We start from the raw sequence: 18469 nt of genomic DNA on the forward strand, positions 1-18469 counted from the left end.
GCGGGCAACAATAACAACAGGAGACGAAAATGCAGTTTTTCGACGATTCGCTGCACCCGGAAAACATGGAAAAGGTGGTGATTACCGTCGCCCCTTACGCCCCTCAGTGGATGCCGGAAGACTTCCCGCAAGACATTCCGCTGACCATGGACGAGCATGTACAGAAGGCTGTCGACTGCTATGAAGCAGGCGCCACCGTGCTGCACTTGCATGTGCGCGAACTGGACGGCAAAGGGTCCAAGCGTCTGTCCAAGTTCAACGAGTTGATCGCCGGGGTACGTGAAGCCGTGCCGGACATGATCATCCAGGTCGGCGGCTCGATTTCCTTTGCTCCTGAAGGCGAGGGCGCCGAAGCCCTGTGGCTCTCCGACGATACCCGGCACATGCTCGCGGAGCTGTCGCCCAAGCCGGATCAGGTCACCATCGCCATCAACACCATTCAGATGAATATCGCGGAGCTGCTGTATCCGGATGGCATTGAAGGCACCTCCCTGCTTGAACCAGCCACCAATGCCGCCTATAGCGAAATGACTGTACCGGCAGGTCCTGCCTGGGTCGAGGAGCACCTCAAGCGCCTACAGGCCAGCAACATTCAGCCGCACTTCCAGCTGACCGGCATCCACGCCTACGAGACCCTCGAGCGACTGGTGCGCAAGGGCATCTACAAGGGCCCGTTGAACCTGACCTGGATCGGCATTGGCGGCGGCTTCGACGGCCCGAACCCGATGAACATGATCAACTTCATCAATCGCGTTCCGGATGGTTGCACCTTGACGGCCGAGTCGCTGCTCAAGAATGTGCTGCCACTGAACACCATCGCCCTGGCCATGGGCTTGCATCCACGGCTCGGTAACGAAGACACCATTATCGATCAACACGGCAATCGCTTCTCTTCCGTGGAGCAGATCAAGCAGACGGTGCGTATTGCCCACGAGTTGGGACGTGATATCGCCACCGGCAAAGAGGCGCGCGACATCTACCGTATCGGTGTGCAGTACCAGAGTGTTGAAGAAACCCTGTTGGCCAACGGCATGGCGCCGAACCGCAAGCCGGGTCAGAAGGGCGTACCACAGCGCGGGTGATAGAGGTTGCGGGGCAGGACGCCACTGGTATCCTGCCCCGGCCAACCTGAAACGCGTTGAGCAGACCAAAAACAATAACAAAACAGGTGCAAGACACCGAGGAGGCAGCATGGCCTATCACCACAGTAAAGTGGCTGATGAAGAGGATACTTCGGTCGGTATTCCACGCAGGTACGCGTGGATTGTGTTCGCACTGACCTTTGGCCTATTGATTTCCGATTACATGTCACGGCAGGTGCTCAATGCCGTGTTCCCGATTCTCAAGAGCGAATGGACACTGAGTGACGGTCAGCTCGGCCTGCTCAGCGGCATTGTCGCCTTGATGGTAGGCCTGCTGACGGTCCCCTTGTCGATGCTGGCCGACCGCTTTGGCCGGGTCAGGAGTCTGACGCTGATGGCCTTGCTGTGGAGCCTTGCCACCCTGGGCTGCGCCCTGGCAGAGAACTACCAGGAGATGTTGATTGCGCGCTTCATGGTGGGCGTCGGTGAGGCTGCCTACGGGAGCGTCGGCGTCGCCGTGGTGGTGTCGGTGTTTCCCAAGAGCATGCGTGCAACTCTCGCCAGTGCCTTCATGGCCGGCGCCATGTTTGGCTCGGTGTTGGGCATCTCCCTGGGCGGGGCGATTGCCGTGAAGTTGGGCTGGCGCTGGTCGTTCGCCAGTATGGCGCTGTTTGGTCTGATGCTGGCAGCGCTTTACCCGATCATCGTCAAGGAAGCCCGTATTGCCCCGCAGCGTCTCGCCGCGATCGGCAGCAAGACCAAGGCTGCGGTCGAGCGTCCGCTGCGCACCTTGTACGGCACGCGTTCGGTTATAGCCGCTTATGTCGCCAGCGGCCTGCAGACATTCGTTGCCGGTAGCATGATTGTGTGGATGCCGAGCTATTTCAACCGCTATTACGCGATGGGCGAGGGCAAGGCCGGCGTTATGGCCGGCGTCATGGTGCTGTGCTGCGGCGCCGGGGCGATTCTCTGCGGCATGCTCAGCGATCGCTTGTGCCGTCAATCTCCGCTGCGCAAGATCGAGATTTCCATTGTTTTCTGCCTGGGTAGTTGCCTGTTGATGTCGCTGGCGTTGGTTCAGGCGGTCGGCCCTGTCCAGTTGGGGCTGATCGGCCTGGCCATGCTGTTCGTGACGGGTATCAACGGCCCGATCATCGCCACGATCGCGAACCTGACCCACTACAAAGTGCATGGCACCGCTTTCGCCACCCTGACCCTGGTCAATAACATTATCGGCCTGGCCCCGGGGCCCTTCGTCACTGGCAGGGTGTCCGATCTTATCGGCCTGCACGGGGCCTTTCAGCTGGTGCCGCTGATGAGCATCGCGGCAGCGGCGGTGTTCTTCTATATCCGCTGTCACTATCTCGACGACATTGCTCGTCCGCAGGGCGAGGCGGTTGATCAAACGCCTCCCAAGGCCGCGCTGGAGGTGAGGCCGTGAGTGCCATTGCCCTGGCGCATGTTCACAGCCGTGCGCGAGAACGGGTCCCCGGCTTTCTCGTCAGCCTGATTGTCGCCGCCGCGGCGAGTTTCCTCGCCGAGCACTATGGCGCGCCGGTGATGCTGTTCGCGCTGCTGCTCGGCATGGCGCTGAACTTTCTCGCTGGCGACAGCACGTGCAAGGTCGGCATCGAGTTCACTGCGCGCACTGTATTGCGTATCGGTGTGGCGCTGTTGGGGATGCGTATCACCCTGGAGCAGATCGCCGCACTGGGCTGGAAACCGGTGGCGCTGGTGGTGAGCCTGGTGGTGGTGACCATCCTCGTCTCGATGGTGGCGGCCAAGGCCATGGGCTTCCAGCGTGTGTTTGGCATGCTCACCGGCGGTGCTACGGCGATATGCGGTGCCTCGGCAGCCCTGGCGCTGGCGGCGGCCTTGCCCAGCCATCCACAGAAGGAGCGCGCGACGCTGTTCACCGTGATTGGCGTGTCGGCACTGTCGACCCTGGCCATGATCGTCTACCCGATGATCGCCAATTGGCTCGCGATGTCGCCCCAGCAAGCCGGGGTGTTCCTCGGTGCAACCATCCATGACGTGGCCCAGGTGGTGGGTGCCGGCTACAGCATGTCTACCGAGACCGGCGATACGGCGACTGTGGTCAAGTTGATGCGGGTGGCGATGTTGCTGCCCGTGATCGTTTGCGCGGCGATGATGGCCCGCATGCAGGGCGCTGATCCGGCCGGCAAGCGACCGCCGTTACTGCCCTGGTTCGCGGTGGGTTTTCTGATACTGGCGTGCATCAACAGTACTGGCTGGGTTGTCCCGGCAGTGCAGGGATTCACCAATGAACTGTCGCGCTGGTGTCTGGTGATCGCCATTAGCGCCCTGGGTATGAAAACCCAGCTCAAGGAGCTTGCCGCGGTGGGCATCAAGCCCATCCTGCTGATGGTGGGGGAGACGGTCTTCCTCGTGGCGCTGGTGCTGGTACTGATGCGCTGGGGGTTGTAACCCCCCCCCCAGATTTGCTTTTTACGGCCGTCTGTTGCAACAGGCGGCCGTTTTTTTTGGGTAGCAGGCCAACCAGCTGTGATCAGTTGTCCCGGCGTGGCACGATCTTGCGTTCACTGCGCCAGGCCGCTGGCGGTATGTCGAACTGGGAAACGAACCAGCGGGTGAACGAGCCTGGCATGGAGTAGCCGAGCATGTCGGTGATCCGTCCCAGCGTGTAGTCGGGGTTCTCCAGGTAGCGCACCACCAGGTCGCGGCGCACGTCATTGATCAGATCACTGAAATTGGCGCCTTCCTCGTCCAGGCGACGTTGCAGGGTGCGTACGTTCAGGCCCTGGCTTTGGGCAATCTGCTTGATGCTGGCACGGCCCATCGGTAGCAGCAGGTAAATGGATTTGCGCACTTCGAACGCCAGGGAACGGTCGTGTTTGCCTTGCAGCGAATCCAGGTAGCGCTGTGCGTGTCGGGCCATGGCGGCGTTGGCCAGTGGGTTGGCAGTGTCGAGGTTGGCGGCGGGGCAAACGATGCCGTTGAACTCGCAGCCGAATTCCACCTTGCAGCCGAAGATCCGCCGATGCACGGCGAGGTCCTTCGGCGCCTCATGGGTGAAACAGACATTGATCGGCTGCCAGTGTGCGCCGAGCAGTGCTGCGCAGAAGCGGTGCATGATCGCGACGGCCAGTTCGATGGACTGGCGGTTTTGCGTGGCCGGCTCGGAAAGCAGCTCCTCGCGGATGATGACCGTCTTGCCGGTTTCCTCAATGTAAATCGACAGTGAATCGTTGAGCAGGTGACGGTATTGCACGATCACTTGCAGGGCGTCGCGCAGATTTTTCTGGTGAGTGAGCAGCAGACTCACTTCACCGAAGTCCGCCAGCTCGCGCAGCTCGGCCATGCGCAGGCCGAGGGTTTCACAACCACTCAAGTACGCCGACTTCTCCAGCAGGTTGGCGGCGGCGCTGGCCGGGATGCGCTGTTTGGGATCGCTCAGGAGCGAAAGGTTCAAGCCTTCCTCGGCCAGCAGGGCGTTCGCGTTCAACCGCAGATGGCCAGCCACTTCCAGGTAATTGGTCAGTACGGCGGATCGGGAAAGACAGGTCATGGCGGGCAATTCTTCCATTCGGTGAAAAATGAGATCTCGCTGTCGCAGCTGCCTGCCCCTTATAGAGCCTTGGTCGGGAAATGGAAAGCACCTGGCGGCACATTCACTTGACCAATCCCCGGGTATTCACTGACCCGATCCTGAAGCGCTGTCATCAAACGTGAAGCGGCTGACACAAAATGTGAAGCACTGCCAATGGGCGAAACCTACTGTACGGCGAGGGGTTCGAAGAACTGGCGAACCGTTGGATTGATTATTCGAAAGTGGGAATGGCGATGAGTGAAACCACGATTCTGATTGTTCCGGGCTTGCGTGATCACGTACCCGATCATTGGCAAACGCTGCTCCAGGCCAAACTGGATAACGTCCGCTCGGTGCCTCCTCTGGAGGAGAACAAACTCAGCCTGGCGGCGCGGGTCGACGCGATCCAGCGCGAGCTGGAGAGCATCTCCGGTCCGGTGATCCTGGTGGCGCACAGTGCCGGTGTGCTGATGGTGGTGCACTGGGCTGCTCGACATGACCGCCCGATCAAAGGCGCCTTGCTGGCCGCACCACCGGACCTTGAAGCCAGCTGGCCGGCAGGCTATCCGACCCCGCAGAGTCTGCAGGCCAACGGCTGGGACCCGCTGCCCGGGACGCCTCTGCCGTTCCCCTCGATCGTCGCTGCCAGCAGCAACGACCACCTTGCAAGCCTCGAAGCCGTTACCCGAATGGCCCGCAACTGGGGCAGCGAGCTGGTCAATCTGGGCGCCGTAGGCCACCTCAACCCGGCCGCCGGTTACGGCGAATGGCCCCAGGCTGAAGCCTTTATCCGCACATTGGATCGCTAGGCGCACGCCGCCCTGGAAGCCAGGGCGCAAACACCGGAATCAAACCGACCGCAAGACACTCGCATCCCGCCCGGGCTGGATGTGGGCCGTTGTTCGCACCCAAAACAAGAAAAACAAGAAACGGAGACAACGTAATGCAGACCACTACAGGTCACAGCCCCTTGCTGCGCAGCGTGCTGGCCACGGCTGTTTCGTTCGCCGTCATGCCGGCTGTCCACGCCTTTGAATTCAACAATGGCAGTGAAGACTGGACCGCACGCTTTGATAACACCTTCAAGACCAGCTACGGCCAACGGGTGGAAGGCCAGAACGCGAAGATCGCCAACGCCGCCAACTACAACGATGGCGACAAGAATTTCAGTGTCGGCAGTGCAGTGACCCAGCGGGTCGATCTGCTGACCGAGTTCGATGTGATCTACCAGAGAAAAATGGGCTTTCGTGTCAGCGCGGCCAGTTGGTACGACCATGCCTATGACGATGTCGGCTCCAACTCCAACCCTTTTCCAGGGCAGGCGGGCAATGCTGGCAACCTGATTGCAGCCCGTCCTGCAGGCAGCATTCAGCCGGGTGATTCGCTCAACGGCAATGTCGCCCATAAGCATGGGCTCAGCAATTATACCGATCGTTACTACAACGGCCCTTCCGGCGAAATCCTCGATGCCTTTGTGTTCTACAGCACCGAGATCGGCGAGGAGTCGATGCTCAGCGCCAAGCTCGGCAAGCACAACATGTACTGGGGCGAGACGCTGTTCAACGCCGCCAACGGCATCAACTACGGCCAGGCTGCCCTGGACCTTGCCAAGCTGTACAACGTGCCCGGCACCGAGACCAAGGAACTGTTTCTGCCGCGTAACCAGGTTTCCATGTCGTTCACCGTCAATCCGGAACTGACCCTGGGCGCGCAGTACTTTCTGGAGTTTCAGAACTCGCGACTGCCGGAGGGTGGCACCTATATGGGTGGCTACGACATGCTCGGCGAGGGCGCAGATCTGTTCTGGCTGCCGGTGCCGACGCTGCTCGGTGGTGCCGGCGCTTTCTACGGCGCGCCGCGCGGGCACGACAGCAAACCGCACAACGCCGGTGACTTCGGGCTGATGGTCAAGTGGAGCCCGCAATGGCTGGACGGCACCCTGGGCTTCTACTACCGCAACACCTCGGACACCATGCCGGTGGTGCTGATCAATGCACCCAACCTGCACCAGCCAGGCCTCGCGGGCCTCACGGGCACTGAGTACCTGGCCGCCTACGCCGATGACATCGACATCTATGGCATCAGCCTGTCGAAAAGTGTGGGGCCGGTCAGCGTCGGTCTCGATTTGAACTATCGCGAGAACATGCCGCTGCTGAGCAATTTCACCACCATCAATCCGACGTTGAGTGCGCAGGCCGACCAGGGTCTGGTCAACGGCGCCAACCTGATCAGTGCCCTGCCGGGCCATGGTGAAACCGGAACGGCCCGCGGCAAGACTTTTCACGTGGTACTCAATGGCCTGGTGAGCTTTGGCAATACCCCGTTGTGGGATTCCTCCGCGCTGGCCATGGAAGCTGCCATGACGCATCTGGTCAGTGTCGACAAGGGCCAGCAGAGTTTCAAGGGCGACTCCAGCTACAGGGGGGTCGACAAGGTCGACACCAATGCCTACACCCTCGCTGCCAACTTCACCCCGACCTGGTTCCAGGTGTTCCCGGGTGTCGATATGTCCATGCCCATGGCCTACAACGTCGGCCTCAAGGGCAACTCGGCGGTCCAGCTGGGTGGCAGCGAGAACGCCGGTAGCTACTCCGTGGGCATCTCTGCGGACATCTATCAGAAATACAAGATCGACCTGAAGTACGTAGATGCCTTCGGGCCGTTCGATACCTGTGATACCGGTTTTGACAACAACACCCCCGGTAGCAGTGGGCAGTACCGCTGCATCCCTGGCCAGATCACTTCCCAGGGAGGCCTGTCGCCTCTGCTGAAGGATCGCGGGATGGTCACGGCTTCGTTCAAAACCACCTTCTGATTGACGCTCGGATTACAAAAACAAGTGGAGAGAATTCAGATGAGATTCCTGAAAAGCGTGCTGGCAGCCTCCCTCGCGGTTGCCATTGTCGGACCGGCCCAGGCGGCCGTATCGGCCCAGGAAGCCGCAAAGCTGGGCACCAGCCTGACCCGTGTGGGCGCCGAGATGGCGGGCAATGCCGATGGTTCGATTCCGCCCTACAACGGCGGGCTGACAACGCCGCCAGCCAGTTTCAAGGAAGGCGACGGCATCCGTCCGGACCCCTTTGCCGACGAGAAGCCGCTGTTGGTCATCGATGGCAAGAACCTCGACCAGTACAAGGGCCTGTTGACGGCTACCACAGCAGAGTTGGTCAGGCGTTACCCCAGTTACCACGTCAATGTTTATCCGACCCACCGGACGGTGATCGTGCCTCAGGCCGTGCTGGACAACAGCGTGAAGAATGCCACCGGTGCCAGGTCGCTCGACGGTGGCGTGGCCATCGAGAATGCGCTGCCCGGCGTGCCGTTTCCGATCCCGACTTCCGGCAGCGAGGCCATGTGGAACCATCTGCTGCGCTACCTGGGGACCAATCGCACCGTCAAGTATGACTCCTGGAACGTCGATGCGGCGGGTGTGCCGGCGCTGTCTACCACGGCTCAGTCGTTCGCGAGTTATCCGTTCTACGACGACATGTCAAAGCCGTTCAACAGCACTGACGTGTTCTTTCAGTTGAAGGTGTATTACACCGCTCCCGCGCGCCGTGCGGGCGAGGCGATCATGCTCAAGGATACGGCCAACCCATTGGCACAGCCACGCCGCAGCTGGCAGTACCTGCCAGGCCAGCGTCGAGTGAAGCTGGCGCCGGACCTGGCCTACGACACGCCTAACCCAGGTACCGCCGGCGCCGGTACTTACGATGATGTATTCGTCTTCAATGGCGCGCTGGACCGCTTCGACTGGAAGCTGGTGGGCAAGCAGGAAATGATCGTGCCCTACAACACCTACAAGCTGACCTACGCCCGGGACACCAAGCCGCTGACCACGCCCAATCACCTCGCCTCCGACTATGTGCGCTGGGAGAAGCACCGCGTCTGGGTGGTGGAGGGCACTGTCAAACCCGGTGCGCGGCACATCTACCAGAAGCGTCGCTTCTATCTGGATGAAGACAGCTGGGTCGCTCTGGCCTCTGACCAATATGACTCGGCCGGTAACCTCTATCGTGGCTCCTTCGCCTTCCTCAGCCAGAGCTATGACAAAAAGATCCCCGACACCTCGGCGTTCATGATCTACGACCTGGTGGGCGGCTCCTACAACATCAATGGCATCACCGGCCCGTACGGCGGCATCAAGTACGGCGAGCCACTGTCGAAGGCGCAGTGGGCACCGGATGCCCTGGCGGGATCCGGTATCCGCTAGACAGCAGGCGACCAAGGTCCGGGGCGATCGGTTGTGGTGCCCCGGCAGAGTGACTGGAGGATGAGCGGCCTGAGCGTCGTTCGTCCTGGGTTACCGACTCCGACGCCGTGCTGTACCTCGTGTGCCTGGCGGCGTCGTTTTCCTGGAAGGTGCGGTATGGGTTCGTTGAAAAAGTTGGTGCTGGCGCTGTTGTGCTCGATGCTGGCGCTGCTGCAGGGTTTCGCTCAGGCGGCAGATTTCGTTGATGTGCTGGACCTGCCGGCCAAGCCGAGTGCATTGGCCGTGCGTAGCCCGTTGCTCGGCATCGCTCGTGTGGGTGAGCGCCTGGTCGCTGTCGGCCAGCGTGGCCATATTCTGTATTCCGATGACGCTGGCAAGCACTGGTTGCAGGCCAATGTTCCGCTCAGCAGTGACCTGAATGCGGTGTTTTTTCCTTCCGCCAGGCAGGGCTGGGCGGTTGGCAACGACGGTGTCGTGCTGCACAGCAGCGATGCCGGCGTGACTTGGCACAAACAGCTCGACGGTCGCCAGATCGGTGCCTTGCTGGTCAAGCACTATGGGGATCTGGCCAGGGCCGAGCCGGCCAACGAGCAATGGCCACTGCTGGTTGCCGAAGGTCAGCGTCTGGTCGAGCAGGGCGCCGACAAGCCTTTGCTCGATGTGTGGTTCGCCAACGACAGGCTTGGCTATGTGGTCGGCGTGTTCAACCTGATCCTGCGTACCGAGGATGGTGGACAGAGCTGGACGCCATTTCAGGATCGCACCGACAACCCGCAAGGCTTCCACCTCAATGCCATCGCCTCGACCGGTGATGCGCTGTACATCGCTGGCGAACAGGGCCTGCTGCTCAAGTGGGACACCACTCTGGAACGTTTCAGTGCCGTGCAGACGCCTTACCACGGCAGCTACTTCGGCGTGGTGGGCAAGCCGGGCGAAGTCCTGGCCTACGGCCTGCGCGGGCATGTATTGCGCAGCACCGATGGCGGCTCCCGCTGGAGCCCGCTGCAAACCGGTCTGCAGGTCAACATCACGGCTGCGGTCGTCGATGGCCACGGCCGTTACCGCCTGTTCTCCCAGGCCGGACACCGGCTGGTCAGCCAGGAAGGTGGGGCAAGCCTGAAGTTACTGGCGCAACACAATCCCGCACCTGCCGTCGGCGCCGCGCTGGCTGCCGACGGCTCGCTGGTGGTGGTTGGCAGCCGTGGCGTCCACACATTGTCCATTGAATAAAAATCAGAGCGAGTAACCCCTGCCATGGGCAATATCAAACAAGACACCATGCCGGTGATCCGCGACCTGCGTGACTTCGATCGATGCTCCGGCAACCGCCTGGAGCGATGGGTGTTCAACCAGCGTCCGCTGTTCATGCTGCTCATGACGCTGGCCACCCTGGTGCTGGGCTATATGGCTGCGACCCGCCTGGAACTGCGCCCCAGCTTCGAGAAGATGATTCCGCAGAGCCAGCCCTACATCCAGAATTTCCTGGAGAATCGCAAGTCGCTGCGCGGCCTGGGCAATTCGGTGCGGGTGGTGGTCGAGAACACCCAGGGCGATATTTTTGACCCCGGTTACCTGGAGGTACTCAAGCAGGTCAACGACCAACTGTTTCTGGTCGAGGGCGTTGACCGTGCCTGGATGAAATCCCTGTGGAGCCCGGCAGTGCGCTGGACCGAAGTCACCGAGGAGGGCTTTCAGGGTGGCCCGGTAATGCCCGATACCTATCAGGGCTCGCCGAAGGACATCGAACAGCTGCGCCAGAACATCAACCGCGCCGGGATTGTCGGCAACCTGGTGGCCAGCGATTTCAAATCGACCATGTTGATCGTGCCGCTGCTGGACAAGGCCTCGGCCACGGGCCTTGGCATCAACTACCACCAGTTCTCGCGGGTACTCGAAGAGCAGCTGCGCGACAAGATCGAGTTCGCCGGCGATAGCGCGGCGCGCCAGGCGGGAGAGGAGGGCACGGGAAAGTACAAGGTGCGCGTGATCGGCTTTGCCAAGTTGATGGGCGACCTCATCGACGGCCTGATCCAGGTGATGATGTTCTTCGGCCTGGCTGTGGCTACCTCGCTGGTCATCATCTACCTCTACACCCGCTGTGTGCGCAGCACCCTGCTGGTGGTGGGCTGTTCGCTGATTGCGGTGATCTGGCAACTGGGCATCGTCGCCTGGCTTGGCTATGCCCTGGACCCGTACTCGATCCTGGTACCGTTCCTGATCTTCGCCATCGGTGTGTCCCATGCGGCGCAAAAGATGAACGGCATCATGCAGGACATAGCCCGTGGCACGCACAAGCTGATCGCCGCGCGCTACACCTTCCGCCGCCTGTTTATCGCCGGTGTCACCGCGCTGCTGGCCGATGCCGTCGGCTTCGCGGTACTGATGCTGATCGACATCCCGGTGATCCAGGACCTGGCCATTACCGCCAGTATCGGTGTGGCCGTGTTGATTTTCACCTCGCTGCTGCTGATGCCAGTGGCGCTGTCCTATATCGGCGTCGGTGCCAAGGCTGCCGAGCGTGCCTTGAAGATCGACACCCGGGCCGCCGAGCACCGCGGTTTCGGCAAGCTGTGGGACCTGCTCGATCGCTTCACCACCGGCAAGTGGGCAACCGGCGCGGTACTGGTGGCGACGCTGATGGGTATTGGCGGCTTTGTGGTCAGCCTGCAACTGAAAATCGGCGACCTCGACAGCGGGGCTCCGGAGCTGCGCGCCGACTCGCGCTACAACCGCGATAACGCCTACATCACCAGCCACTACGCGCTGTCCAGCGACCTGTTCGCGGTGATGATCAAGACCCCGGCCGAAGGTTGCCTGAATTACCAGACACTGATCCTGGCCGACCGCCTGGCCTGGGAGCTGCAGCAGTACCCGGGCGTGCAGGCAACGTCGTCGTTGGTCAACGCGGTACGCCAGATCACCGCCGGCTCCTTCGAAGGCAACCCCAAGCTCAACAGCATCCAGCGCAACCAGGACGTGCTGAACTATGCCGCCCAGCAAGCCTCGGTCAACTCCCCGGAGCTGTTCAACAACGACTGCTCGGTGATGCCGGTGATCGCCTACCTCAAGGACCACAAGGCCGAGACCCTGGACGCCGTGGTGGCCATTGCCGACAAGTTTGCCAGGGACAACAGCACAGCCGATCGCCAGTTCCTGCTGGCCGCCGGTACTGCCGGCATCGAGGCAGCGACCAACATCGTCGTGCGCGAAGCCAATCGCACCATGCTGCTGTACGTCTACGCGGCGGTGACGTTGTTCTGCCTGATCACCTTCCGTAGCTGGCGCGCCACGCTGGTGGCCTTGCTGCCGCTGGTGCTGACCTCAATCCTCTGCGAGGCGTTGATGGTGGCCATGGGTATCGGCGTAAAGGTCGCGACGCTGCCGGTGATCGCCCTGGGCGTGGGCATTGGTGTGGATTATGCGCTGTACCTGCTCAGCGTGCAGTTGCATCACCAGCGCCAGGGCCTGTCGCTGGCCGATGCCTACCGCAAGGCGGTGGCCTTTACCGGCCGGGTGGTCGGTCTGGTGGGCATTACCCTGGCGGCTGGCGTGGTGTGCTGGGTGTGGTCGCCGATCAAGTTCCAGGCCGACATGGGCATCCTGCTGACCTTCATGTTCCTGTGGAACATGCTCGGCGCCCTGATCCTGATTCCGGCGCTGTCGTATTTCCTCCTGCCCCGTACCTCGCTGACCCGTCGTGGGGCGTTCGATGAGCCGGTGGTACAGGCACCGCCGGTGCCAGTCAGTGCGGCCGACAGGCGCCATGCCCTCACCACGACCGAATAGCCAACTCTTGTCTCAAATTTCAGCTTCAGGAACTGCAACCATGGTGAAGACAAAAATAATTCCACCGGCGCAAGGCGCATACACCTACCCACTGTTGATCAAGAGCTTGCTGCTGTCGGGGGTGCGATACCAGCCCGGACAGGAGATCGTCTATGCCGACAAGTTGCGTTACAGCTACAAGACCCTGATCGAGCGGATCCACAGGCTGGCCAATGCCCTGGCGGCGGCCGGCGTCAAGGCTGGGGATACGGTGGCGATGCTCGACTGGGACAGCCACCGTTACCTGGAGTGCTTCTTTGCAGTGCCGATGATTGGCGCGGTGTTGCACACGGTCAATATCAGGCTGTCCCCGGAGCAGGTGCTCTACACCATGAACCACGCCGAGGATGACCTGGTGCTGGTGCATGATGATTTTCTACCCTTGCTCGAGCAGATCCAGGGTGAGCTGACGTCCGTCAAAGGCTTCATCCAGCTCAGCGACGACGACGCGAAACCGACCGGGCTGCCGGTGCTGGGCGAATATGAAAGCCTGCTGGCGCAGGCGCCATGCCAGTTCGACTTCCCGGACTTCGACGAGAACTCGGTGGCGACGATTTTCTACACCACCGGGACCACCGGGAACCCTAAAGGGGTGTACTTCACTCATCGTCAGTTGGTGCTGCATACCTTGAACGCCGTGGGTGCCATGGGCGTCTATCAAAGCTTGCCGCTGTTACGTTCCGACGACGTGTACATGCCGATCACCCCGATGTTCCACGTGCATGCCTGGGGCGTGCCCTATGTCGCGACCCTGATGGGCATCAAGCAGGTGTACCCCGGTCGTTACGAGCCCAATCGCCTGGTCAGGCTTTTTCGTGAAGAGAAGGTCACGTTTTCCCATTGCGTGCCCACCATTCTGCAAATGATCCTGGGCTGCGACGAAGCCGCGCAGACCCGCTTCGATGGCTGGAAAATGCTCCTGGGGGGCAGCGCCCTGACCCTGGGTTTCGCCAGCCAGGCGAGCGCCAGAGGCATTCGCGTGCACAGCGGGTACGGCATGTCCGAATCCTGCCCGATGCTTTGCTCGTCTTACCTGCGTGGGGAGGAGCTCGAACAGACCACACAAGCGCAGTTGGTCAATCGAATCAAGACCGGCATGCCCGTGCCGATGGTCGATCTGAAAATCATGGATGCCAGCGGCAATAGCGTTGCTCACGATGGTGAGTCACTGGGCGAGATCGTCGTGCGGGCCCCCTGGTTGACCCAAGGTTATTTGAAGGAGCCTGAAAAGGGCGCTGAGCTCTGGCACAGCGGTTGGCTGCACACCGGAGACCTGGCTTCCATCGACCCCCAGGGCAGGGTGGAAATCAAGGATCGGATCAAGGATGTGATCAAGACGGGCGGGGAGTGGATCAGCTCGCTGGATCTGGAGAACCTGATCAGCGAGCACTCATTGGTCACGTCCGTCGCGGTGGTCGGCATTGCGGATGAGCAATGGGGTGAACGGCCCATGGCCCTGGTGGTGTGCGAGCCGGGCAAACACGTCGATACACAGATGCTGGAAGCCCACCTGCAACAGTTTGTGGAGCTTGGCCGGATCAACAAATGGGCCATCCCCAAGCAGTTCAGGTTCGTCGCCGAGATCCCTAAAACCAGTGTCGGAAAGATCAACAAGAAATTGATCCGGGAAAGTGAGAGGTGCATTGAATAATGAGTGGTTCGAACATGGCCGCGGTGACCGTGCCGCCGGCCGAAAGGCAGTTGAAAAATACCAGGCTCGAAGATTTTCTTTGCGTCCAGGCTGGCGCGCAGCGGGTCACCGTCGAACATCAGAAGCTGCTGTCTGGCGGTGCCATCCAGGAAAACTGGTTGCTGGACGTGTGCGTGGAAGGCGGCCCGCATGCTGGCCGCCAGCGCTGGGTCCTGCGCAGCGACGCGCAATCGGCAGTCCAGGAGAGCCTGAGCCGCGCACAGGAGTTCGCAGTACTGACCAGGGTTCACCAGGCCGGCGTCAGGGTGCCGCGGCCACTCTGGTTGTGCGAAGACACCTCGGTTCACGGGCGAGCGTTTTTCATCATGGAGTGGGTGGCGGGTATCACCGCGGGTCACAGGCTCACCAGCCAGCTGGGGGCTGAAGGCGATCCGCAGTTGGTGGCCGACCTGGGCGCCAACCTGGCGCGAATTCACCGCATCCTGCCTGCCCAGGCCCGGCTGGATTTCCTTGGCGACCCGCAACAGGCATCGGTACAAGCCTCGATCGACGCCCACCGCGCCGTGATCGACCGTCTCGGGGTGCATCAGCCAGTGTTGGAGTGGGGGTTGCGCTGGTGTGAGTCAAACGCGCCGAAGCGTGCAGCGCCGAGTTTGCTCCATGGTGACTTCCGCACCGGCAATTACCTGGCCGAGTCCGGCAGGCTGCAGGCGGTACTGGATTGGGAGTTCACCGGCTGGGGCGATCCGCGTGAAGACATCGGCTGGTTCACCGCCCGTTGCTGGCGCTTCGCCCGGCCTGACCTGGAGGCCGGCGGTATCGGTACGCTGGAACACTTCATGGGCGGCTACACAGCGGTTTCACCGCTCAGTATCGAGCGCGACGAACTGACCTTCTGGCAGGTCATGGCCACCTTGCGTTGGGCGGTCATTGCCCTGCAGCAAGCCCAGCGTCACTTGTCCGGAGAGGAGCCTTCGCTGGAACTGGCACTGACGGGAAGGCTGATCCCTGAACTGGAGCTGGACATACTGCGTTTGACCGGAGGATTGCGTCGATGAATATCCGTCCCGATGCAAGTGAATTGCTGGAGATCGCTCGTCAGACCCTGCTCGACGAATTGCTGCCGCAGCTACCCGACAGCCTGCGCTACCAGGCGCTGATGGTCGCCAATGCCATGGCCATTGCCGGTCGTGAGTGCCGTGACGGCGAGCGTGCGGATGCAATCGAAGCGCTTGTACTCGAGTCGTTGCGAGGAGAGGCCGGGCCAGCACTGACTGACGCCCGTCAGGCCCTTTGCAGCGCTATTCGCCAAGGCTGCTTCGATAGTGCCGGGAGCGACCAGGAGCGTCTGTTCTCGGCACTCTCGACCATTACCCGGGCGTGGCTGTCCATCAGCAACCCGAAGGTGCTGGCCCAATGACCAGGCAAGCGGTGTTGCCGCCAGTCTATCGTCGTCGTTGCTACCTGGTACGACATGGTCATGTGGATTATTTCTCGGCCACTGGCCAGCCCCTGGATCCGCGCACTGTGCCGCTTTCCGTCCAGGGCGAAGATCAGGTTCGGCAGTTGGCCGAGGTACTGGCGTCAGTCGGTTTCGATCGTGCGCTGTGCTCCGATTATCCGCGAGCCCGGCAGACCGCCGAGTTGTTGCTGGGTGATCACAGTGTCGAGCTGGAAACCAGTGCGCAGTTGCGCGAAGTCCGCGCCGGGCGTCTGCGTGAGATTCCGCCCGACGAACTGGAACAGCGGGTCTGCTACGCCTATGACAGCTTCGGCCATCACGCCGGCAGCTTCATGGGCGGGGAGCGCTGGAGCGATTTCGACAGCCGGATCATGGCGCGCTTCGAGGCGCTCCTTGCCGAGCCCGACTGGCAGAGCCTGCTGTTGGTCAGTCATGACGCGGTCAATCGCCTGTTGCTGGGCTGGGCCCTGGGAGGCGCGCGGGGTTGCGCCGCCAACCTGGAGCAGGACAACGCCTGCCTGAACATCATCGATGTCGACATGCAGGCGGGACGCATCCTGCGGCGCTTCGTCCGGGCCGTGAACCTGACGCCTTATGACCTCGCCAAGGTCGGCCAGCGACAGACCGTGATGGAACGCATACACGCACAGCTCGCGCCTGTTTGCGAGCAACGAACCTAGTCGAACAGAATCAAGGAACGCCATGAACTTCACGATTCCCCAACCATTGCTGGACCTGCGCGACAAGACTCGCGCGTTTATCGCCGAGCAGGTGATCCCCATGGAAACCGCTGGAGGGCTCACGTCGCACGGCCCCAGCGAAGGCTTGCGTCAAGCGTTGCAGGACAAAGCCCGGCGGGCCGGTCTGTTGTGCCCGCACGCCAGTTGCGAAATGGGGGGCGCGGGCCTCAGCCACTTCGCCAAGGCCATCGTCTTCGAGGAGGCCGGCTATTCACCGCTGGGCCCGATTGCGCTGAACATCCATGCCCCGGACGAGGGCAATATTCACTTGATGGACGAAGTGGCCAGCGATGCCCAGAAAGATCGCTGGCTGCGTCCTCTGGTCAATGGCCAGATCCGCTCCTGCTTTGCCATGACCGAGCCTGCGCCGGGTGCGGGCTCCGACCCGTCGATGCTGAAGACCGTCGCCGTGCGTGACGGCGACCACTATGTCATCAATGGCCGTAAATGGCTGATCACCGGGGCCGACGGTGCCGGGTTCGCGATCATTATGGCGCGCATGGAAGACGGCTCGGCGACCATGTTCCTGGCGGACATGAACACGCCCGGGATTATCCACGAGCGGCAACTCGACACCCTGGACAGCTGCTTTGCCGGCGGCCATTCAATACTGCGTTTCGAAAACCTGCGGATTCCGGCCACCGATGTACTGGGCGAGATCGGCAAGGGCATGCGCTACGCGCAAGTACGCCTGGCGCCCGCGAGACTGACCCACTGCATGCGTTGGCTGGGCGCTGCCCGCCGTGCCCACGATATCGCCTGCGACTATGCGCGAACCCGTGATTCGTTTGGCAAACGACTGGGTGACCACCAGGGCGTTGGCTTCATGCTGGCGGACAACCAGATGGCGCTGCACAGCACCCGTCTGGCCATCTGGCATTGCGCTTGGGTACTGGACGAAGGCGGTCGGGGCAATGTCGAGTCGAGCATGACCAAGGTACTGAGTGCCGAAGCCTTGTGGCACGTGGTCGATCGCTGCGTACAGATCCTGGGTGGACGCGGTGTGACAGGGGAAACCGTGGTCGAGCGCATCTTCCGCGACATCCGCCCATTCCGCATTTACGACGGCCCAAGCGAGGTGCATCGCATGAGCCTGGCGAAAAAGATCCTCGACGGACACAAGGAAATTTCCCGATGAAACCTGCTATCACTCAGCTTTTCGATCTTGGTGGCCGTCGTGCCCTGGTCACCGGTGCCTCCAGTGGGCTTGGCCGCCATTTCGCCCGCACGCTGGCGGCGGCGGGCGCCGAGGTGGCGGTTGCGGCGCGACGTGTCGAACAGCTGCAGACCCTGGTCGAAGAAATCCAAGGCGAGGGCGGGCGCGCCCATGCCTTTGCCCTGGACGTGACCGACCGGGCATCGGTCAACAACTGCCTGGCGCGGATGGCCGAGGCGTTTGGCCCCCTGGATATCCTGGTGAACAACGCGGGCGTCAGCGACAGTCGCAACGTGCTGGAGTACGCCGATGATGATTGGGATCGAGTCCTCGATACCAATCTCAAGGGTGCCTGGATCGTTGCGCAAGAAGTCGCCCGGCGGATGGTCGAGGCGCAGCGTGGCGGTAGCTTGATCAATGTGACATCCATTCTGGCCAGTCGCGTTGCAGGCACCCTGACGCCCTATGTGGCGGCCAAGGCAGGTCTGAGCCAGTTGACCCGCTCCCTGGCCCTGGAATTGGCGCGTCACCAGATCAGGGTCAACGCCATTGCGCCCGGCTATGTGATGACTGAGCTCAATAGCGACTTCCTGGCCAGTGAGGCGGGCGAAAAGTTGCGCGCCCGAATTCCCACCCGACGTTTCTGCACACCTGCCGATCTCGACGGTGCGTTGCTTCTGCTCGCCTCCGATGCCAGTCGCGGCATGACGGGCAGTGAGATCGTCGTGGATGCGGGGCATTTGTGCAGCTCGCTTTGAATTGATTGTTG

The 18469-nt window shown here is 61.6% G+C and carries 15 protein-coding genes; 14 read left to right on the forward strand and 1 reads right to left on the reverse strand.

Going from position 1 to position 18469, the window contains the following annotated elements:
- Positions 1–29: 29 nt before the first annotated feature.
- From F2S13_RS14965 to F2S13_RS14975, 3 genes are all read left to right on the forward strand, one after another.
- The gene (locus F2S13_RS14965; RefSeq protein WP_166362096.1) at positions 30–1082 is read left to right on the forward strand and encodes a beta-keto acid cleavage family enzyme; all 1053 of its coding nucleotides are present in this window, start codon (positions 30–32) and stop codon (positions 1080–1082) included.
- Between the two features lie 109 nt (positions 1083–1191).
- Complete coding sequence (locus tag F2S13_RS14970; RefSeq protein ID WP_166362098.1) at positions 1192–2523, forward strand: MFS transporter; 1332 nt, start codon at positions 1192–1194, stop codon at positions 2521–2523.
- Positions 2520–3530, forward strand: coding sequence for a putative sulfate exporter family transporter (locus tag F2S13_RS14975; RefSeq protein ID WP_166362100.1), 1011 nt, complete (start codon positions 2520–2522; stop codon positions 3528–3530). Before F2S13_RS14970 ends, F2S13_RS14975 begins: the two co-directional genes overlap by 4 nt.
- 82 nt (positions 3531–3612) lie before the next feature.
- Here F2S13_RS14975 and F2S13_RS14980 read toward each other — a convergent pair whose 3' ends face one another.
- Entirely contained in the window at positions 3613–4632 is a 1020-nt protein-coding gene (locus F2S13_RS14980; RefSeq protein WP_166362102.1) for an AraC family transcriptional regulator, read from the reverse strand.
- 275 nt (positions 4633–4907) lie between these two features.
- On the opposite strand from F2S13_RS14980, the gene F2S13_RS14985 reads away from it, so the two are divergent.
- The 11 genes from F2S13_RS14985 to F2S13_RS15035 all read left to right on the forward strand — a co-directional run bounded on the left by F2S13_RS14985 (position 4908) and on the right by F2S13_RS15035 (position 18458).
- Positions 4908–5462, forward strand: coding sequence for an RBBP9/YdeN family alpha/beta hydrolase (locus F2S13_RS14985; RefSeq protein ID WP_166362104.1), 555 nt, complete (start codon positions 4908–4910; stop codon positions 5460–5462).
- Positions 5463–5596: 134 nt separating this feature from the next.
- The gene (locus F2S13_RS14990) at positions 5597–7468 is read left to right on the forward strand and encodes a DUF1302 domain-containing protein (RefSeq protein WP_166362106.1); all 1872 of its coding nucleotides are present in this window, start codon (positions 5597–5599) and stop codon (positions 7466–7468) included.
- A gap of 39 nt (positions 7469–7507) precedes the next feature.
- On the forward strand, positions 7508–8866 hold the full coding sequence (locus tag F2S13_RS14995; protein ID WP_166362108.1) for a DUF1329 domain-containing protein: 1359 nt from the start codon (positions 7508–7510) through the stop codon (positions 8864–8866).
- A gap of 156 nt (positions 8867–9022) precedes the next feature.
- Complete coding sequence (locus F2S13_RS15000) at positions 9023–10096, forward strand: WD40/YVTN/BNR-like repeat-containing protein (RefSeq protein WP_166362110.1); 1074 nt, start codon at positions 9023–9025, stop codon at positions 10094–10096.
- 24 nt (positions 10097–10120) lie between these two features.
- A complete protein-coding gene (locus tag F2S13_RS15005) occupies positions 10121–12652 on the forward strand; it encodes an efflux RND transporter permease subunit (RefSeq protein ID WP_246237902.1) in 2532 nt (843 codons plus the stop codon).
- A gap of 40 nt (positions 12653–12692) precedes the next feature.
- Positions 12693–14342, forward strand: coding sequence for a fatty acid--CoA ligase (locus F2S13_RS15010; RefSeq protein WP_166362112.1), 1650 nt, complete (start codon positions 12693–12695; stop codon positions 14340–14342).
- Positions 14343–14356: 14 nt separating this feature from the next.
- Positions 14357–15400, forward strand: coding sequence for a phosphotransferase family protein (locus F2S13_RS15015; protein WP_178119018.1), 1044 nt, complete (start codon positions 14357–14359; stop codon positions 15398–15400).
- A complete protein-coding gene (locus tag F2S13_RS15020; RefSeq protein WP_166362116.1) occupies positions 15397–15762 on the forward strand; it encodes a DUF6285 domain-containing protein in 366 nt (121 codons plus the stop codon). The genes F2S13_RS15015 and F2S13_RS15020 overlap by 4 nt, the downstream gene beginning before the upstream one ends.
- Entirely contained in the window at positions 15759–16484 is a 726-nt protein-coding gene (locus F2S13_RS15025; protein WP_166362118.1) for a histidine phosphatase family protein, read from the forward strand. Before F2S13_RS15020 ends, F2S13_RS15025 begins: the two co-directional genes overlap by 4 nt.
- A gap of 22 nt (positions 16485–16506) precedes the next feature.
- Positions 16507–17682, forward strand: a complete 1176-nt coding sequence (locus F2S13_RS15030; protein WP_166362120.1) for an acyl-CoA dehydrogenase family protein — start codon at positions 16507–16509, stop codon at positions 17680–17682.
- Positions 17679–18458, forward strand: coding sequence for an SDR family NAD(P)-dependent oxidoreductase (locus F2S13_RS15035; RefSeq protein ID WP_166362122.1), 780 nt, complete (start codon positions 17679–17681; stop codon positions 18456–18458). Before F2S13_RS15030 ends, F2S13_RS15035 begins: the two co-directional genes overlap by 4 nt.
- The last annotated feature ends 11 nt before the right edge of the window (positions 18459–18469 follow it).

Source organism: Pseudomonas akapageensis (assembly GCF_011355085.1).
GTDB lineage: Bacteria > Pseudomonadota > Gammaproteobacteria > Pseudomonadales > Pseudomonadaceae > Aquipseudomonas > Aquipseudomonas akapageensis.